Source organism: Pontibacter mangrovi (assembly GCF_006385705.1).
Taxonomy (GTDB): Bacteria; Bacteroidota; Bacteroidia; order Cytophagales; family Hymenobacteraceae; genus Pontibacter; species Pontibacter mangrovi.
Genome location: NZ_VFRQ01000001.1, coordinates 706005 through 722984 on the forward strand (window position 1 = coordinate 706005; position 16980 = coordinate 722984).

Annotated in this window: 16 protein-coding genes; 10 read left to right on the top strand and 6 right to left on the bottom strand. The window is 54.4% G+C overall.

Annotation, left to right across the window (positions count from 1 at the left end; all coding sequences use genetic code 11):
* The first annotated feature begins 7 nt into the window (after positions 1 to 7).
* The 3 genes from FJM65_RS03020 (at position 8) to FJM65_RS03030 (ending at position 2334) form a co-directional block, all read left to right on the top strand.
* Positions 8 to 883, top strand: a complete 876-nt coding sequence (locus FJM65_RS03020) for an SMP-30/gluconolactonase/LRE family protein (RefSeq protein ID WP_140619263.1) — start codon at positions 8 to 10, stop codon at positions 881 to 883.
* A gap of 98 nt (positions 884 to 981) precedes the next feature.
* Positions 982 to 1899 (top strand): DUF1835 domain-containing protein, encoded by a 918-nt coding sequence (locus FJM65_RS03025; RefSeq protein WP_140619265.1) that lies wholly within the window; start codon positions 982 to 984, stop codon positions 1897 to 1899.
* Positions 1900 to 1959: 60 nt separating this feature from the next.
* Entirely contained in the window at positions 1960 to 2334 is a 375-nt protein-coding gene (locus FJM65_RS03030) for a T9SS type A sorting domain-containing protein (protein WP_140619267.1), read from the top strand.
* A 50-nt stretch (positions 2335 to 2384) separates the two neighbouring features.
* Here the strand turns inward: FJM65_RS03030 and hutG are convergent, their stop codons facing one another.
* From hutG to hutU, 3 genes are all read right to left on the bottom strand, one after another.
* Entirely contained in the window at positions 2385 to 3359 is a 975-nt protein-coding gene (gene hutG, locus FJM65_RS03035) for a formimidoylglutamase (protein WP_140619269.1), read from the bottom strand.
* A gap of 56 nt (positions 3360 to 3415) precedes the next feature.
* Positions 3416 to 4663: an imidazolonepropionase gene (hutI, locus tag FJM65_RS03040; RefSeq protein ID WP_140619271.1), complete on the bottom strand. Its 1248-nt coding sequence runs from the start codon at positions 4661 to 4663 to the stop codon at positions 3416 to 3418.
* A gap of 560 nt (positions 4664 to 5223) precedes the next feature.
* Positions 5224 to 6936 carry a urocanate hydratase gene (hutU, locus tag FJM65_RS03045; RefSeq protein WP_140619273.1) on the bottom strand — a complete coding sequence of 571 codons (1713 nt, stop codon included), beginning with the start codon at positions 6934 to 6936 and terminating at the stop codon, positions 5224 to 5226.
* Between the two features lie 116 nt (positions 6937 to 7052).
* Here hutU and FJM65_RS03050 point away from each other — a divergent pair, with 116 nt between their 5' ends.
* Positions 7053 to 7688 (top strand): class I SAM-dependent methyltransferase, encoded by a 636-nt coding sequence (locus FJM65_RS03050; RefSeq protein WP_140619275.1) that lies wholly within the window; start codon positions 7053 to 7055, stop codon positions 7686 to 7688.
* Between the two features lie 87 nt (positions 7689 to 7775).
* On the opposite strand, the gene FJM65_RS03055 is transcribed toward FJM65_RS03050, so the two are convergent.
* Positions 7776 to 8654 (bottom strand): SMP-30/gluconolactonase/LRE family protein, encoded by an 879-nt coding sequence (locus tag FJM65_RS03055; RefSeq protein ID WP_239022804.1) that lies wholly within the window; start codon positions 8652 to 8654, stop codon positions 7776 to 7778.
* Between the two features lie 69 nt (positions 8655 to 8723).
* Complete coding sequence (locus tag FJM65_RS03060; RefSeq protein WP_239022805.1) at positions 8724 to 9185, bottom strand: c-type cytochrome; 462 nt, start codon at positions 9183 to 9185, stop codon at positions 8724 to 8726.
* 193 nt (positions 9186 to 9378) lie between these two features.
* On the opposite strand from FJM65_RS03060, the gene FJM65_RS03065 reads away from it, so the two are divergent.
* A complete protein-coding gene (locus FJM65_RS03065; protein ID WP_140619279.1) occupies positions 9379 to 11826 on the top strand; it encodes a zinc-dependent metalloprotease in 2448 nt (815 codons plus the stop codon).
* Between the two features lie 284 nt (positions 11827 to 12110).
* A complete protein-coding gene (locus FJM65_RS03070) occupies positions 12111 to 12518 on the top strand; it encodes a hypothetical protein (protein WP_140619281.1) in 408 nt (135 codons plus the stop codon).
* 1 nt (position 12519) lies between these two features.
* Here the strand turns inward: FJM65_RS03070 and FJM65_RS03075 are convergent, their stop codons facing one another.
* Positions 12520 to 12777 (bottom strand): hypothetical protein, encoded by a 258-nt coding sequence (locus tag FJM65_RS03075; RefSeq protein WP_140619283.1) that lies wholly within the window; start codon positions 12775 to 12777, stop codon positions 12520 to 12522.
* Between the two features lie 231 nt (positions 12778 to 13008).
* On the opposite strand from FJM65_RS03075, the gene FJM65_RS03080 reads away from it, so the two are divergent.
* The 4 genes from FJM65_RS03080 to FJM65_RS03095 all read left to right on the top strand — a co-directional run bounded on the left by FJM65_RS03080 (position 13009) and on the right by FJM65_RS03095 (position 16806).
* Positions 13009 to 13914, top strand: coding sequence for a universal stress protein (locus FJM65_RS03080; RefSeq protein WP_181163621.1), 906 nt, complete (start codon positions 13009 to 13011; stop codon positions 13912 to 13914).
* A gap of 165 nt (positions 13915 to 14079) precedes the next feature.
* Entirely contained in the window at positions 14080 to 14499 is a 420-nt protein-coding gene (locus FJM65_RS03085) for an STAS/SEC14 domain-containing protein (protein WP_140619287.1), read from the top strand.
* A 102-nt stretch (positions 14500 to 14601) separates the two neighbouring features.
* Positions 14602 to 15594: a 23S rRNA pseudouridine(2604) synthase RluF gene (rluF, locus tag FJM65_RS03090; RefSeq protein WP_140619289.1), complete on the top strand. Its 993-nt coding sequence runs from the start codon at positions 14602 to 14604 to the stop codon at positions 15592 to 15594.
* A gap of 216 nt (positions 15595 to 15810) precedes the next feature.
* Positions 15811 to 16806: a S4 domain-containing protein gene (locus FJM65_RS03095; RefSeq protein WP_140619291.1), complete on the top strand. Its 996-nt coding sequence runs from the start codon at positions 15811 to 15813 to the stop codon at positions 16804 to 16806.
* The last annotated feature ends 174 nt before the right edge of the window (positions 16807 to 16980 follow it).

The following is a 16980-nucleotide window of genomic DNA, read 5'->3' on the forward strand; positions in this document are numbered from 1 at the left end:
GCACAAGATGAAGAAACAGATACTGACAGGCTTTAGCGCAGTTTTGCTTGCCGCTGTGCTGGCCGGTTGCACGGGCGGCCTGTTCTCTGCCAAAGCACCTATGCAGCTCGAAGAAGCATGGGCATCGGACAACACGCTCAAAACACCGGAATCCGCCCTGTTCGACCCGCAGCGCAACGTTATCTACGTCACCAACATGAACCAGACTTCCGAGAAGAACGACGGCGACGGTTTTATATCGGTACTGAACACGGAGGGGGAGACAGAAGAACTATACTGGATTACAGGGCTGAACAACCCTGCCGGCATGGCGCTGCACAACAACGTGCTCTACGTGGCAGACAGCGATGAAATTGTGGCGGTATCCACCCAATCCGGAGCGGTGCTAGGCAAGTATAAAGCTGAAAAAGCTAAGTTCCTGAACGATGTGGCCGTAGACGACAGCGGCAATGTATACGTTACCGACAGCGAGCAGAACCGCATTTACCTGCTGCGGAACGGCCGCGTCAGCTCCTGGATAGACAAAACCAAACGCGAAAAGCCTAACGGCATCTTCCTGGAAGGCGACCGCATGGTAGTGGCCTTTATGGGCAGTGGCAAAGTGCGCCTGCTGGACCCCGGCACCAAAGAGTTCACCGACTGGACCGACGGCATTAAGTCGGCTGACGGCATTGCCAGAACCGGCGACGGAGATTACCTCATCTCCAGTTGGGACGGTGAAGTATACTTTGTGAACGACGAAGGCAAGAAATGGCGCCTGCTCGACACCAAGTCGAAGAACGTGAACGCCGCCGACATCAGCTATAACGAGCAGCTCGGCCTGCTGCTGGTGCCTACTTTTAAGGATAATAGAGTAGTGGCTTATAGACTAAGTTCCAGATAAATGCGTTAAAGAACTATACCGTTATAATGTTTGAGGCAAGGCAGCTGCACCGTTACGTGTTAGTTGCCTTCTCATTTTAGCGCAAATACCCTTTTCCGATGAAAATACTGCCTACCCTCCACATCCTGAACGGAGATGCCTCTCTGCCTGCTTTTACTGCCGCCAAACTGCCCGGCCAGGTGCTGGTGTGGCGCGAGGTGCTTTCTGAGGGGCCTGTTTCAAGCCTTTTGCCCCAGTATGAATTCTGGCAGAGGCGACAGGCGTTCATCACCGCTGCCTACGGAGAGTCGGCCGAGGGATACAGAGAAAAAGTGCTGGATGAGCTGCAGAAACTGGAAGGCCTGGATGCCTTCTTTGAGGTGGTGCTCTGGTTCGACGCTGACCTGATGTGCCAGGTCAACCAGCTTTATGTGCTGCAGCGCCTGCAAAAAAAGAAGCCTAAAATGGTGTCGATCTGCACGCCGCCTCCAGGAAAAAACATAGCGCTTATGAGTCCTGATGGGCTGTTTGCCCTGATGGAGCAGCGGCAGCAAGTACCCGAAGAAGAGTTGCGACAAGCCGCCAGCTTATGGCAAGCATACGCCAGCCCCGACCCCATGGCACTTGAGCTTCTGATGCAGGATTTTGACGTAGCGCTGCCGCACCTCCTGCGGGCGCTGCGCTTGCACCTGCGCCGTTTCCCGGATTGTGCAGATGGACTGAGCCAGCCCGAACGGGCACTGCTGCAGCTGATCCAGGAGGGCTGCACATCAGTAAGCGGGCTCATAAAGGAATTTAACCAGCAGGACCCGGGCTATGGCTTCGGGGATGCGCAGCTACAGCATATTCTGGCACGGTTGCAGCCAGACCTGGTACAGGCTAAAGAGCCGCTCGTGCTTAGTTTCTTTGGGGAGCGGGTGTTGGACGGGATCGCCTCGTTTACGCCTAAGAAGCGTTGGGTGGGCGGCGTTGAAATAAACGGCAGCTGCCCCTTCTGCTACGACAAAACGCAAAACCGCCTCCGTAAGGACTGCTGAAGAGTTTGGCACCAAAACTGCAACAGCAAGTGGTATACCTATACTTTAAAAGGAGAAATCATGAAACAAACGTATGCCCTTGTGCTGGCCCTGAGCCTGCCACTCTTCAGCTTAACCAAAACATTCGCACAACATACTTCATTGCCTGATGCCGCAGCGCAGGCAGGCCACACCACCGAAACGCTATCCGGCATCAACATGAAACCTGCCGCCAAGGGTACTTTCCAGCTAGATTTTTCGCAGCAACTGGATGAGAATGCGCTGTTAGAGGTGAAAGACTCTACGGGCAAGCTGGTGTACCAAAAGCCGGTTAGCATCGCGCATAACCGCAGCGCCTGGCGCTACAACCTGGGCAGGTTAAAACCTGACACTTACCTCATCGAGGTTAAAACCAGCGATACCACTTACTGGACAAAGTTTAAAGTGCAGCACTAAGATCATCCCTAACTCCTTGCCTCCGGGAAATGCTTCTGGAGGCAAGGAGTTTATACTTTCTGCCACTCCCGCACCACCTGGTAAAGTATGGCGGCGCCTAGCTTGGCTGTTCTGCTATCGATATCCAGCGCAGGGTTGAGTTCGACGATATCTATACTTACCAACTTGCCGCTACTGGCAACATACTTTAGCAGCTCCAGCACCACCTCCGGCTGCAGCCCTGTGGCGTTTACAGCGCTCACGCCCGGAGCATAAGCCGCTGCAAACACATCCAGGTCTACAGTAATGTAAACGCTGTCTACTTCCTCCAGAAAAGCCTGTACGTCCTGCAGCAACTGGGGCAAAAGGTGTAGCTGCACGTGGTTGGCAAAAGTATAGGCCACCTCCATTTCGTCTGCCGTTTTAAACAGCAGCTGTGTGTTGCCATACTCCTGCAGCCCCAGCACTTTATACTTAAACAAGCGGCCCTGGTCCTGCAACCTATCCGCTATCTGCAGGAAAGGCGTACCTGAGCTGGACTGCTGGGCGTAGCTGCGGAGGTCGAAATGGGCATCGAGGTTCAGAATGCCGAGTTGCTCCTTTGAAGTATACTTTTCCAACCCCAGAAAATGCCCATAGGCTGTTTCGTGGCCGCCTCCCAGCACCAGCGGCCGGTATCCTTTTTCCAGCAACAAAGCTATTTTTTTACCCAGCTGCTCCTGCGCCTCCTCCAAATTTCCGTTGGTGCAAAGCACATCACCGGCATCATACAAGCTGGTCTGCTCCGGCAGGTGGTGCGCAAAAGAGGCCATGGCGCTGCGCAGGGCAGCCGGGCCAGCCACTGCCCCTACCCTGCCCTGGTTGCGCCGCACGCCTTCGTCACAGCAGAAGCCGATAAAAGCAAAGGCTACATTCTCCGGCTCCACTTCGGGTACTTCGCCGCTCAGATCCAGCAGTTTTACCGCCTGGTGCCAGCGCAGCCCAAGTTCTCCATCGTGCTTATCCACGCGGCCTTTCCAGGCCTCTTTTGTGGCAGGTTTATACATTAATTGCTGGATGGTTAAATGGATTAATTGTTAATTACAGATGCAATAGTGCAGCTTTATACTTGTTTGCCACGCTTCCATACTTTCGTGGGTTTCAGTTTACCCTGCAAGTATAGAATCTCCTTGAAATTCTCCGTCGGGAAGGCGATCATGTCGGCCAGTTTGCCTTTGGTCAGTTCGCCACGGTCCGAAAGGTTCAGGGCGCGGGCGGCGCGGGTGGTGATGGCGGCCAGTGTCTCGGCGGTGGTCAGTTTTTCAGCTGCGCCAAGTATGGCAGCCTGCATCAGCAAGTCGCCCATGGGGGCAGAGCCTGGGTTCCAGTCGGTGGCGATGGCCAGACACAAGCCGCCGTCCAGCATGTTGCGGGCAGGAGCGTAGTGCATGCCCAGCCCCAGCGAGGCACCCGGCAATACGGTAGCCACCACGCCGGCCTGCTTTAATAGCTCGATCTCCTCCTCGCCGCTGGCCTCCAGGTGATCGGCGCTTACGGCACCGGCCTCTGCGGCCACCCTGCTGCCGCTCGTGCTGAACTGATCGGCGTGCACCGTTACATCAAATCCCATTTCCTTGGCAGCCAAAAGATACTCCAGCGCCTCCGCCTCTTTAAAGGCCGTCTCCTCCACAAAAATATCGACCCGCTGGGCCAGTTCCTGTTCCTGTAGCTGTGGCAGCAGCTGCGTCAGTATCTCCTCCAAGTATAATTTGGCATTGGTATGTTCTGGCGGCAGCATATGGGCAGCCAGGCAAGTTGGAATCAGATCCAGGACATGATGCTTGTTTACCAACTTGATCGCCTCCAGCATCTTCAGCTCCTGCTCCACCGTCAGGCCGTAGCCGCTTTTCACCTCGCAGGTGGTGATGCCTTCGCGCAGGTGGCGGTCGCAGCGCTTTTTCAGCAGGTCCACCAGTTCTACGAGCGTTGCCTCGCGGGTTTTGCGCACGCTGTCGAGTATGCCGCCGCCGCTTTTAGCAATTTCTAAGTATGATTTTCCGGCCACGCGCAGGGCATAGTCGTTGGCTCGGCTACCGGCAAAGCAAATGTGGGTGTGGGCATCGACCAGGCCGGGCAGCAGCACCATCGGCTCCTCTATCAGCTCCAGTTTATACTTGTTCTCCAGCGCCTCGCGGTGCAGCTTCTCAAAATTGCCCACCTTTAGCACCTTGCCCTCCTGCACCAGCACCCCTGCCCGCTCCACCACCTGCAGCTGCCCGTCCTGTATGGCGCCCGCCTCCGGCAGATTTGTCATGGGCAGCATTTGGCTGAATGGGCCGATTAAAGTAGGAGTTGAGTTGGTGGTATTCATAGTTTTAACTTCTTGATCTCTAATAGTTTTATACTTTCAGATGCACTTTTTGGCTACAGCCCACTCTATGCCTTATTATTTTCAGATTATACTTCAGTAGCCACTGTTGCCTGTTACTTGAAATAAGTTTTACTTTCTGGCTTCTGTTCATCCTCAGGCTTACAAGGGATGTTGTTCCATAGCTGACTTTGGTGCCCTCCAAGGCCGGGAGGCCTCGTTTTCCCGCTCGGCGCCGGGAGCTTTTACTGCCGGGGGTAGGGGCCCTCTTTTCGTGCCTCGGGCTGCCTGCGGCACCGGAAAAACTCGCATAGGAGGGCCCCTACCCCCGGCACCTCACAGAAAAACTGGGATCAGTTTTCAATAGCTGCGGTCTCGGCTGTGGAGCAAGTATAATTCCCCTCCTCGGAGGGGCTAGGGGTGGGTTAATTGTCCGCAGAAAACTAGTTTCCTTTACCCAAGCCGCAGATCCCGGACTTGTTTCGGGAGAGAGGCAGGGGTGGTTGGTCCCGGTACTGCAATCCCATTCATCCTTACATCCTGAAAATCCTGAATCAGAAAAATTACAGCTCCAGCCCAAACTCTTTCGCATTCTCCTGCGCTGTTTCGTAGCCGGCGTCGGCGTGGCGGAAGATACCCATAGCCGGATCGTTGTAGAGCACGCGGCGCAGGCAGCGCTCGGCTCGGTCAGTGCCGTCAGCAAGTATAACCATACCCGCGTGCTGCGAGTAACCGATACCCACGCCACCACCATGATGGAACGACACCCAGGTGGCACCGCCGGCAGTGTTCGACATCAGGTTAAGCAGCGGCCAATCGGAGATGGCGTCGGAGCCGTCTTTCATGCCTTCGGTTTCGCGGTACGGAGAGGCCACAGAGCCGCAGTCCAGGTGGTCGCGGCCGATCACGATCGGGGCTTTCACTTTGCCCTCGCGCACGAGCTGGTTAAAGAGCAGGCCTGCTTTCTCGCGCTCGCCCATACCCAGCCAGCATATGCGGCACGGGAGCCCCTGGAAGGCCACTTTCTCCTGCGCCTCGTCCAGCCATTTGATCATGTGCGTGTTCTCAGGGAACAGTTCTTTCAGCGCCTCATCGGTTACCCGTATATCCTCCGGATCGCCTGACAAAGCAGCCCAGCGGAACGGCCCTTTGCCCTCGCAGAACAGCGGACGGATGTACTCCGGCACAAAGCCAGGTATATTGAAAGCGTTTGTCTCGCCGCCCTGCTGGGCAAACTCGCGCAGGTTATTGCCATAGTCGAAGGTTTTGCTGCCGCGCTGCTGCAGCTCCAGCATAAAGCCCACGTGGCGCGCCATACTTTTCAGCGACAGTTGTTTATACTTGGCCGGGTCCTGCTGGCGCAGTTCCTTGGCCTCCTGCAGGCTCAGGCCGTTCGGCACGTAACCGTTGATCGGGTCGTGAGCCGAGGTCTGGTCGGTGAGGATGTCCGGGGTGATATTATCGGCGATCAGTTTCTCCAGCACATCCCCAATATCACCCACGAGACCTACCGAGATGGCTTCGCCACGCTCTTTCGCCTCCAGCACCCAACGTTTGGCCTCCTCATAATCATAGGTCATCTTAGCGATATAGCGGGTATCTAAGCGCTTCTTGATGCGGTCAGGATCAACATCAACGCCTAGGAAAGTAGCCCCGGCAATGGTCGCTGCCAGTGGCTGAGCACCACCCATACCGCCCAAACCTCCCGTTACGAGCAGCTTGTGGCGCAGGTCACTGTTGAAATATTTATCGCCGCAGGCAGCAAAGGTTTCGTACGTGCCCTGCAGTATACCCTGCGAGCCAATGTAGATCCAGCTGCCCGCCGTCATCTGCCCGTACATGATCAGGCCACGCTTGCGCAGGTCGTTGAAGTACTCCCAGGTGGCCCAATGCGGCACCAGGTTGGAGTTGGCGATGAGCACGCGCGGCGCCTCCGAATGCGTACGCACCTTGCCCACAGGCTTCCCCGATTGCACCAGCAGGCTCTCGTCCTCCTCCAGTTCCAGCAGCACCTCGATGATCTTGCGGGCATCCTCAAGCGTGCGGGCCGCCTGACCGGTGCCGCCGTATACCACCAGCTCGCTGGGGTTCTCGGCCACCTCGTCCGTCAGGTTATTGAGGAACATGCGCAGGGCTGCCTCTGCCTGCCAGTTTTTGGCGTGCAGCTCCGGTCCGCGCGGCGGAATATAAGTGGGATGGTTCGCGTATTTTTGGATAAACTGCTCGGCGGTGAGGCCGGCTTTTGGTGACGATGCTGTGGCAGCAGAAGTATTCATAGTTCTTATTCCAGTTTGGGTTCGTTCAATAATCTGAAAAAATAACTAAAAAAGACAGCAAAAGAACATTATTTTGGCCGCTGCAATACATTCAGGCAAATAGCATTCAAGGCATCATGTTTCACCTACCCATCTCTTCGCTGCCAGCACAGTTCGGCAACATCGATATCTACCTCTTTGACCAGCTGTTGAAAGGCCGCATCCGAAAAGGCATGAAGTTGCTGGACGCAGGGTGCGGCGGCGGCAGAAACGTGCAGTACCTGATGCAGGCCGGTGTGAAAGTATACGGCGCAGATGCCTCGGAAGAAGCCATTGCCAAGGTACGCGGCATGGCGGCAGAACTGGCTCCTACCCTTTCGCCTAAAAACTTTGTGGTGGCAGACTTAGCTAATCTACCTTTTGCTGATGCTGCTTTTGACGTGGTGCTGTGCAGCGCAGTGCTGCATTTTGCCTACGATGAGGCGCATTTTAGAAGTATGATATTGGAGCTGTGGCGGGTGCTGCAGCCGGGAGGCATGCTGCTCTGCCGCTTCAGCACCACGATTGGGCTGGAGGGCAAGCTGCAGGAGGTGGCGCCAGGAAAATACCAGATGCCGCACGGGCCGGTGTGGTTTCTGGCACATGAGCCATTGGTGCGGGAGCTGGTTTATACTTTACAGGCAGAAATGCTGGAGCCACTGAAGACGGTGCTGGTGGAGCAGGAAAGAAGTATGACGACGCTGGTGCTGCGGAAAAAGGACGAGGTGCTTTAGCGCAGCGAATTTGCCTTCTCCTAAATTATGGCGCAAGCGTCCGCTTGTGCCTCCACTATCTATGTCTAGTTCTTAAATTTGCGCCCCCTATGACTTTTCTTTGCCAAAGAAGTTCGCCTCCAGCCCTTTCATGCCCACTTGCGCCTCAAATACATGCCCGCTCAGCGGATACCTCTCCAGCTGCTCCTCCGAAAGCCATTCCCTGGCGGTGGTAATGTAAAGCGTCTCCAGTTCAGGGCCGCCGAAGGTGCAGGAGGTAACGTTTAATGCCGGTACCTCTACCCGCTGCAGTTTCTCACCCGTTTGGGGATTATAGCAAACCACAGCCCCGCCGCCATGCAGCGCCACCCACAGGTTACCGTCCGCATCGGTTGCCATGCCATCGGGCATCCCCTCCTGCTCCGGCACCTGCACAACCGCTGTAGGGTTACTGATTTTCCCAGAGGCAAGATCATATTTAAACGACCGAATGGTGCGTGTGGGGGAATCAGTAAAGTATAATGTCTTGCCATCACCTGACCAGGCGAGGCCGTTGGGAATAGTTAGATTTTGTAGCACTTCCCTCACCTGCAGATCAGGGTCCATGCAAAAAAGAGAGGCCGCTCCCGGTCGTACATCCAGTGCCATAGAACCTGCCCAGAAGCGGCCATTGGGGTCGCATTTGCCTTCATTGAGGCGAATGTTTCTATCCTGCAGCGGCCTTGCCAGCTCCTGCAGCTCTCCGGTAGCCGGTTTATACTTGCAGATGCTGTTTTGCAGCGCCAGCACCAGGTCACCGCCGGCACCAGGCACCACCGCACAGAGGCGCTCAGGCATGGGGTATACCTGTACCTCGCCGGAGGCCGGGTTATACTTCCGCAGGGCGCAACCTTCAATATCCACCCAATAGAGCACCTGTTCCTGCGAATGCCAGCTGGGGCTCTCCCCCAGCCGGCTCCGGGTGTCAGGTATAGCTGTCGCTATCAAGTGTTTTTCTTGCGGGATGGATGGCATTTAAATGATAGAGGCAGCAAGGCAGCTTTTTTACGCTGCTTGTTAATCGTTCAGGGATAAGATGTAGTCTACCATTTTGCCGGCATCATCGGTGCTGAGGTTCGGATGCGCAGGCATCGGCACTTGCCCCCATACGCCTGCGCCACCTTGTTTTACCTTGTTGATCAGGTATTCCCTGTTCTTATCGTTCTCCTCATACTTTTTGGCTACATCCACATAAGCCGGCCCAACCAGTTTCTGCTGGTTGTTGTGGCAGGCCGTGCAGTCAGACCCCGCGATCAGCATGGCACCTGGCTGCTGCTTTGGCTGCTCTGCTGCCGGCTTACTTGCGGCTGCGGGTGCTTTTCGGGCAGGGGTTTCCTTGGGGGCGTTGGCCATGGCCGTGGCTACAGAATCGCGGTAGCTCTGCTCATAATAACGGTCATACTCTGACTTCTCACTTCCACAGGAGAAAAGTATAAAACTGAGCCCCAGGGCGGCAAAAACGTGTTTTGTGTTCATCATTTGGTTAGCATGTTTCTGAAAACTATACCTTGTTCGGCACCGCTTTGTTGCGGGGCAAATCTAAGCCCCTAAAATGGAGGCACGTCTACCATACTTTAACGTATAAATTCTGACGCAGCACCCCGCAACCGGTGTCACAAGATACACAAAATGCCTATCTTACAACATCAAGCTTATTCTAACCTAGATCACCATGACATCACCCTTTACCAGAACCCTCTGGCTGCTGCTCATGCTGCCGCTGCTAACGGCAGGCGCGGCCATGGCGCAGAAACTGCCCGGCATCGCCTCCAAAACGGCAGGCATGCAGCAATTCCCCGGCTACTTCACATTTTACTATGATGATGCCGCCGGCAAGATCTGGCTGGAAATTGACAAGCTCAACCAGGAGTTCCTCTACGTTAACTCCCTCCCCTCCGGCCTCGGCTCTAACGACATCGGCCTTGACCGTGGGCAGTTGGGCGGGCAGCGGGTGGTATACTTTGAGAAGATCGGCCCAAAGGTAATGCTCGTGCAACCCAACCTTGACTACCGCGCCATCACCGACAATAAATATGAGGTGCGTGCCGTGGAGGAGTCTTTTGCCAGGTCCATACTTTGGGGCTTTAAGGCAGAGGCTGCGGATGGCGACAAAGTATTGGTGGATGCCACCGATTTCCTGCTCCGCGACGCGCACGACGTAACCGGAAGTATAAAACGCATGAAGCAGGGCAACTATAAACTTGACGCCAGCCGCTCGGCCCTGTACCTGCCCCGCACCAAAAACTTCCCGCAGAACACTGAGTTTGAGGCGACGCTTACCTTTACCGGGGGCGAGGATGCCGGCCGATATGTGCGCGAGGTGGCCCCCGATGTGCAGGCCCTCACGCTGCGCCAGCACCACTCCTTTATCCAGCTGCCCGACAACAAGTATAAACCACGCCTAGCCGACCCGCGCGCCGGCTTCTTCGGCATCTCTTACTTCGACTATGCCACCCCAGTGGATGAGAACATCGAGAAGCGTTTTATTGCTCGTCACCGCCTGCAGAAAAAAGACCCCTCGGCCAAAGTATCCGAGGCGGTGGAGCCGATCGTCTACTACGTGGATAATGGTGCGCCGGAGCCGATTCGTACGGCCCTACTGGAAGGCGCCCGCTGGTGGAACCAGGCTTTCGAGGCTGCCGGCTACAAGGATGCTTTTCGGGTGGAGGTCTTGCCAGAAGGGGCCGACCCGATGGATGTGCGCTACAACATCATTCAGTGGGTGCACCGCAGCACACGCGGCTGGTCTTACGGCGCCTCGGTTACCGATCCCCGCACCGGCGAGATCATCAAAGGCCATGTGTCGCTGGGCTCGTTGCGCGTGCGCCAGGATTACCTGATTGCCGAAGGTTTGCTGGCCCCTTACGAGGAAGGCAAGCCAGTGGACAAAGCGATGATGGACATGGCGCTGGCACGCATCCGGCAGCTATCGGCGCACGAACTGGGCCACACGCTGGGCATTATGCACAACTATGCCGCCAACAACAACGCCTCTGTGATGGATTACCCGCACCCGCAGGTAAAGCTGGACCGCACCGGCGACATCGACCTCAGCAAAGCTTACGACACCGGCATCGGCGCTTGGGATAAAGTGGCAGTAACGTATGGTTACCAGGACTTTCCCGAAGGAGTAGACGAACAGAAGGCACTAACCGATATTCTGGCTAAAGGCAGAGCGGAAGGCTTGCAGTTTATTTCCGACCGCGACGCCCGCTCTCCGGGCGGGGCGCACCCGGAAGCCCACCTCTGGGACAACGGCACCAACGCAACCGACGAGCTGCTGAACGTGCTGCGCGTGCGGGAGAAAGCGCTGCAGAACTTCTCTGAAAACAACATCAAGCCGGGCGAAGCCATGAGTACGCTGGAGGATGTGCTGGTGCCCGTTTACAACTACCACCGCTACCAGACCGAGGCGGTAGCCAAACTGATCGGCGGCCTGAACTATACCTATGCCGTGCGCAGCGATGGCCAGCTGGTTACCGAGGTACTGGACAAGCGCGAGCAGCAGCAAGCACTGGATGCCCTGCTGAAGACTATCTCGCCGGAAGTACTGACCCTGCCGGAGCACATCATCCAGCTCATCCCGCCTCGCGCGCCGGGGCTGCCCAACAGCCGTGAGCTTTTTGCCAAGCGCACCGGCCTTACGTTTGATCCGCTGGCTGCCGCCGAGGCCTCCGCTGATTTCACTGTATCCTTCCTGCTGCACCCGGAGCGCGCCTCGCGTTTGGTGGAACTGGGTGCCCGCAGCAACAGCCTCAGCCTGCAGGACGTGACCGAGCAACTGATACAAAACACCTGGAAAAGCCGCCGCGAGAAAGGCCTGCAGGAGCAAGTGCAGCTGCAGACCGAGCAGGTGGTGCTAACGCATTTGATGGCACTGGCCCACAACGAGAACGCCTCTTACCAGGCACGCGCCGTAGCCACTGCTGCCTTTAACGATCTTAAGAAAGACATTGAAAAGAAGCTGCGCACCAACAAGCAAGGCAGCTACCACGCGCACCTGACCTTTGCGCTGGAGCGCCTGAACCGCCCGGTGTCAGAGGAGGTGCAGCCAAGCAAATCGCTGGACCTGCCGCCAGGCTCGCCAATTGGCAGCGGAGAGGTATTGTGGTGTGAGTAGCGCAGCAAGTGCAGAGATGCTAGTTTAATTGTGTTATACTTTATAGAAAGAGCGAGCCGTTACGATAGGTACATGGCCCGCTCTTTTATTTCAATCGAAGCCTAACCCCTGAATTAAGTTTAGGCCTGTTGACATCAAAAAAAACTGCCACTGCTTCTACTTAAATCTTCATAACCAGCTCTATATCACACCGTATAATACAATGTAAAATTCAAAAACGACAACTGTAAACCAATCTTTGAATTTTGTGCATACCTTTGTAGAATCTATCTAAAAGTAGCACTATGCTTCTACACAACGACGGGTTAATTGATCTGGACTATGATGCCGCCACGGACGTGCTGACGGTGAGATGGCCTGACATAGATAGTGCTGCTAATGCTGAACTACATTATTCCTTTCTTCGCCTAAACGACACGATCAGGCGCTATGACATCAAAAAGCTGCTGATCGACTCCCGCTACAACAAGGTACAGGTAAAAGAGGTGGAATACGATGCGCTGATGAAAGAGCTGTGTGAGGGCCTGAAGAGCAGTCGCCTGATGAAGACCGCCCGGCTCGGGTCTTTGGACCAAACCCGTGAACCAAAGGCTGAAAAGCATGCGAATAGACTGATCAAGGAACTGCAGCCTCCCTTTGCCTTCAAGAACTTCATGAGTAAGCCGCACGCACTGCAGTGGCTGCAGAGTTAAGCTATAAATCGAGTACTTCCTGTAAATCCACCCCGTCGGCGTAAGGCTCCAGAATGGCCAGGGTGTTGGCGGTACGCTTAAATGTGCCGAACATTTGCACCTGCTCCCCTGCCCACAGCTCCACAAAGCTACCATTCAGGGTATAAAGCGTAACCGTCCAGCCGTTATACTTGCGCTGGGCCAGCACCACGCCATCTTTGGCAATCAACTCTGCCTGGCTTCGGAAAGGAAGCCGCTCAAACATCGAATACTCCAGCATACGCTACAAAAACAGTCGGTTATAGATAAGGTTGGCCGCCTGCAATTAGTTTCTTTTACCACAGCCATAAACTTCGCGGCGGGTAAGGTATCATGATGGGGTTCTTCCTAAATAGATGACTAATATCATTTTAGATCCTGACCTTAGGCATGGCTTGCATTTTAAGAACCCGGTACTTTTGTAAGTATACTTTAAGGCCTTTTCCTATACTACAAATAAAATTTAATGCCCATGAAAACGATATTAGTGCCTGTAGACTATTCCGGCAACTCCCGCAGCGCCCTCTCCTGCGCGCTAGACCTGGCCAAAACATCAGGCGCTGATGTAATCCTCTTTCACGCTTTCTACCCGATCATGTCGCCGCCGGCCACCTTTAACGTGACGGACGTGATACAGGCGCTGGAGGAGGGCAAGGCCAGATCGCTGATGGAGTTTGGCGAAGAAATACGGAAAGAGGTTGCCGCCGCCAGCGGTGAAGCAGCGGCTTTCCGCAACATCCGGTTACAGGCCTCAGCTAGCATGGGAGGCTCTTACGAGAAGATACTGGAAGCTATTGACAAGTATAAACCTGACCTGGTAGTAATGGGCATGCAAGGCGGTGAAGCAGTTAGCCAGGCCCTGCTGGGCAGTACCACCATCTCTGTGATGCAGGAAAGCCCTGTTCCGATATTGGCGGTGCCAAGAAATGCCAAGCCGGGCCCGTTTACATCGGTGGTGTTTGCCGCTAATTTAAGTAAGCTGCCACCTAACGCCAACCTCCACCCACTAACTGATTTTATAAATACCTGCCATGCACAGTTGGAGGTGCTGCACCTCTACCGCAATCAGGAGCAAAAGGAGAAATTTAACGCTACTGAGGCGCTCAATAACCTGGAGCGCAGCCTACAAGGAGTAAAGTACCACGTTAGCTTTGAGGTACAGGAGGATGTGGCTACAGGCATACAGCAGTTTGTGAAGGATAAAAACGGAGACCTGCTTGTGCTGATACCACAGCACCACAGCTTTTTAGAGCGGCTGCTGAACCGCAGCGTGACGGGCAGAATCACGCCTTACCTGCAGGTGCCGCTGCTGGCGCTGCCAACCCATACCTTAAGTCCCAGCCAGAGCAACCTGAGCGAGGAATTATTTGTTAGTTAACCGGCAACGGCGAGTTCTGTAAGAGAGTATATTCTTATAAAAGGCCTCAATAGCTGCATTACGTTCAGCTATACCTGGTAATACCTGCTTTAAAAAGCCAGAGCGATTATTTGTGTTTTTAGGGGGCGGCTTTTTAAATTTGTATTCTTAACACGCTTACAGTTTATGGTACAAGAGCTTAGAAACCCTTTTGGCCGAGTATATCTTACCATTGATATAAATAGCAAAAACAGGTGGGTGCATGTGAATTGGATGGGCTATTTAACAGAAGAGAATATTAAAGCAGGAGCAGCAGCCTATACCAAAGCCCTCTCGGAAGCAGGGTACACCTGTGTTTTAAACGATACCCGCCTGATTATTGGCGGCTGGGACCACTCGCTGGACAGGGTTGTGAACGAATGGGCCCCTCGCGCTGCTCGCGCCGGCCTGAAACATTTTGCCATGATTACCACGCCGGAGACATTTGCCGGATCCACGGCAGCTACTTTTTACAATACCCTCAAGTCTTTCGAGACCAAAGTATTTGACAACACCAGCGATGCGCAGGAGTGGCTGCGGCAGTACACTGTAGGAGTAAAAAGCTGATTTACACCTTTGCCGCTCCGCAAGCCGGTAACCAAAAGGAAGCCATAGGTAAAGCAAACCTATTCCTGTACCTTTGCAGGCAGTAAATTGGCTGTGCAAACTATGGAACCGATCAGACTAAATAAATTCATCAGCGACTCCGGCTACTGCTCCCGCCGCGAGGCCGACAAAATGATAGAGCAGGGCCGCGTAACCGTGAACGGGAAAAGGCCCGAGGTGGGCGCCAAAGTAACGGCCAAAGACAAGGTGCGTGTAGACGGCAATTTGCTGGAGGTGGATGCTGTTGAGCCCGTATACCTGCTATTGAACAAGCCTCCCGGCATCGAGACGACGACGGATACTTCGCAAAAGGATAACATCATCAGCTTCACCAACTACCCGGAGCGCATCTTCCCGGTCGGCCGCCTCGACAAAGACTCCGAGGGACTGATCATCCTCACCAACAATGGCGACATCGTAAACAAAATCCTGCGGGCGGGCAACAAGCACGAGAAGGAGTATATTGTTACCGTAGATAAGCCTATTAGCCAGGATTTTGTGGAGCGCATGAGCAGTGGTGTTTCCATACTTGGGGTGAATACGAAGAAATGCTTTGTAGAGCAGTTGGGCCCGAATAAATTCCGGATCATACTTACACAAGGGATGAACCGCCAGATACGCCGCATGTGCGAGGCCTTGGGCTATGAGGTACAGACGCTGCAGCGTACCCGCATCATGCACCTCTCGCTTAGTAAAATTTCGCTGGGCCAGTGGCGCAACATGACGGATGCCGAGGTGACTGAGATGATGCGACTGGTAGAGCACTCCACGAAAACGGAGGAAGCCTCTGGAGGCAAGAAAAGTAACGCCGCCAAAGCAGCACCGGCCAAAAGCCCTAGACCTAAGCCCCAAGGCAGCTCCCCTGCCGGAAAATCCGGCCGAGCTGGCGGCGGCGCTAAGAGCGGGAAGAGTGCAGGCTTCGGTAAACGCGACAAGCCCAAAAACTCCGGCACCGCCAAAGGCTCCAGAGGCGCGGCAAAAGGCAGCCCCAGCACCGGACGAGGCAGAGGCGCCGCTGGCAAAGGAGGTGCTGCGAAGGGAGGCAAAAGAAGATAGGTTCCACATCTGGCATTCGCAACTCTGCCCCACGTGTTCATTTCTCATGAGGAGGAGCCGGTAAGATGAATCCGGCATCACTACCGCTATCTTATGCAGCAACAGCAATAGGTAAAGCAATCCTTTTACTTTAATTTTGACCTCACAATTAAATCCGGCGTAACAAAACACGGCAGGGTATATTATTTAGTACTGCCACCCAACGCCAACTACACCATGGAACCAAAAAGATTAAATAAATATATAAGCGACTCTGGCTTTTGCTCCCGCCGCGAGGCTGACCGCCTGATTGAGGAAGGAAGAGTAACTGTAAATGGCAAAGAGCCCGATGCAGGCACAAAAGTCACACCTAAAGACAAGGTTAGGGTTGATGACCAGCTACTGCATGTGCGCGACGAAGCACCCGTTTTTATAGCACTGCACAAGCCTTCTGGTATGTCGGCAACAGATGATATGGGCGTGCGGGACAATGTGGTGCGGGCAATAAACCATCCGGCTTCCCTGCAGCCAATTGGCAAGCTGGACCGGGAAGACGAGGGTGTACTTTTGCTGAGCAACGACAGTGACTTTGTAAGAAAACTCTCTAAATCCGATAGCAGGCTGGAGAAAGAACTGATCGTGACGGTGAACAAGCCGTTCTCTTCGGAATTCATCTCTAAACTCAGCGAGGCCTGTGCTTCTTTTATTGATGGTAATCCGAAGAAGGCTGTTGTTAAAAAAGAATCTACCTCAAGGTTTCGAATAGTGCTGGAGCCGGGTATGAACCACGGCATCAAGAAAATTTGTGAGGCGCTGGGCTATACCGTTACCTTTCTGCAACGCATCAGGGTAGAGAATATCACCCTTACTAAACTGCAGAAAGGCCATTGGCGAACGCTAACTGCTCAGGAGATAGAAAACCTGAAGCATATTGCATCCGCCAAGCCTGACAAAGCCGCTAAAGGTAAAACAGTCTTCAAGCCAAAAGGGGCTGCCGGAAAAGACCAGGCCTCACCGGAGCGCCGTGCTTACCAAAAACCTGTGAAATCAGGTGCAATTGAGTCCAATGGCCCTGGCAAGCGCGTTGGGAAGTCCAGACCAGCCGCAACCGGATTAGGAAGCTCTAAAGGCTCGCGAGGTGCCGCCAAGGGAGTTTCAGACAGAGGGGGTTTTAAGGGCGGAGCCAAAAAAGGAGGCCCTTCCAGAGGAGGCTCCTCCAACCGGTCCCGATAGCTTGATCTACGTATAAAACAGAACAGCTCGTGCTGCACCTGAGGCAGCACGAGCTGTTCTGTTTTACAATTTGACTCTTTCAGTCCTGCAGCGCCACGCGCTTTCCAGCACTACCCGCGCAACAAACTTAAAATCATTCAGGGCGAGCTTTTTCACTTCTCTACTTTTTTACCA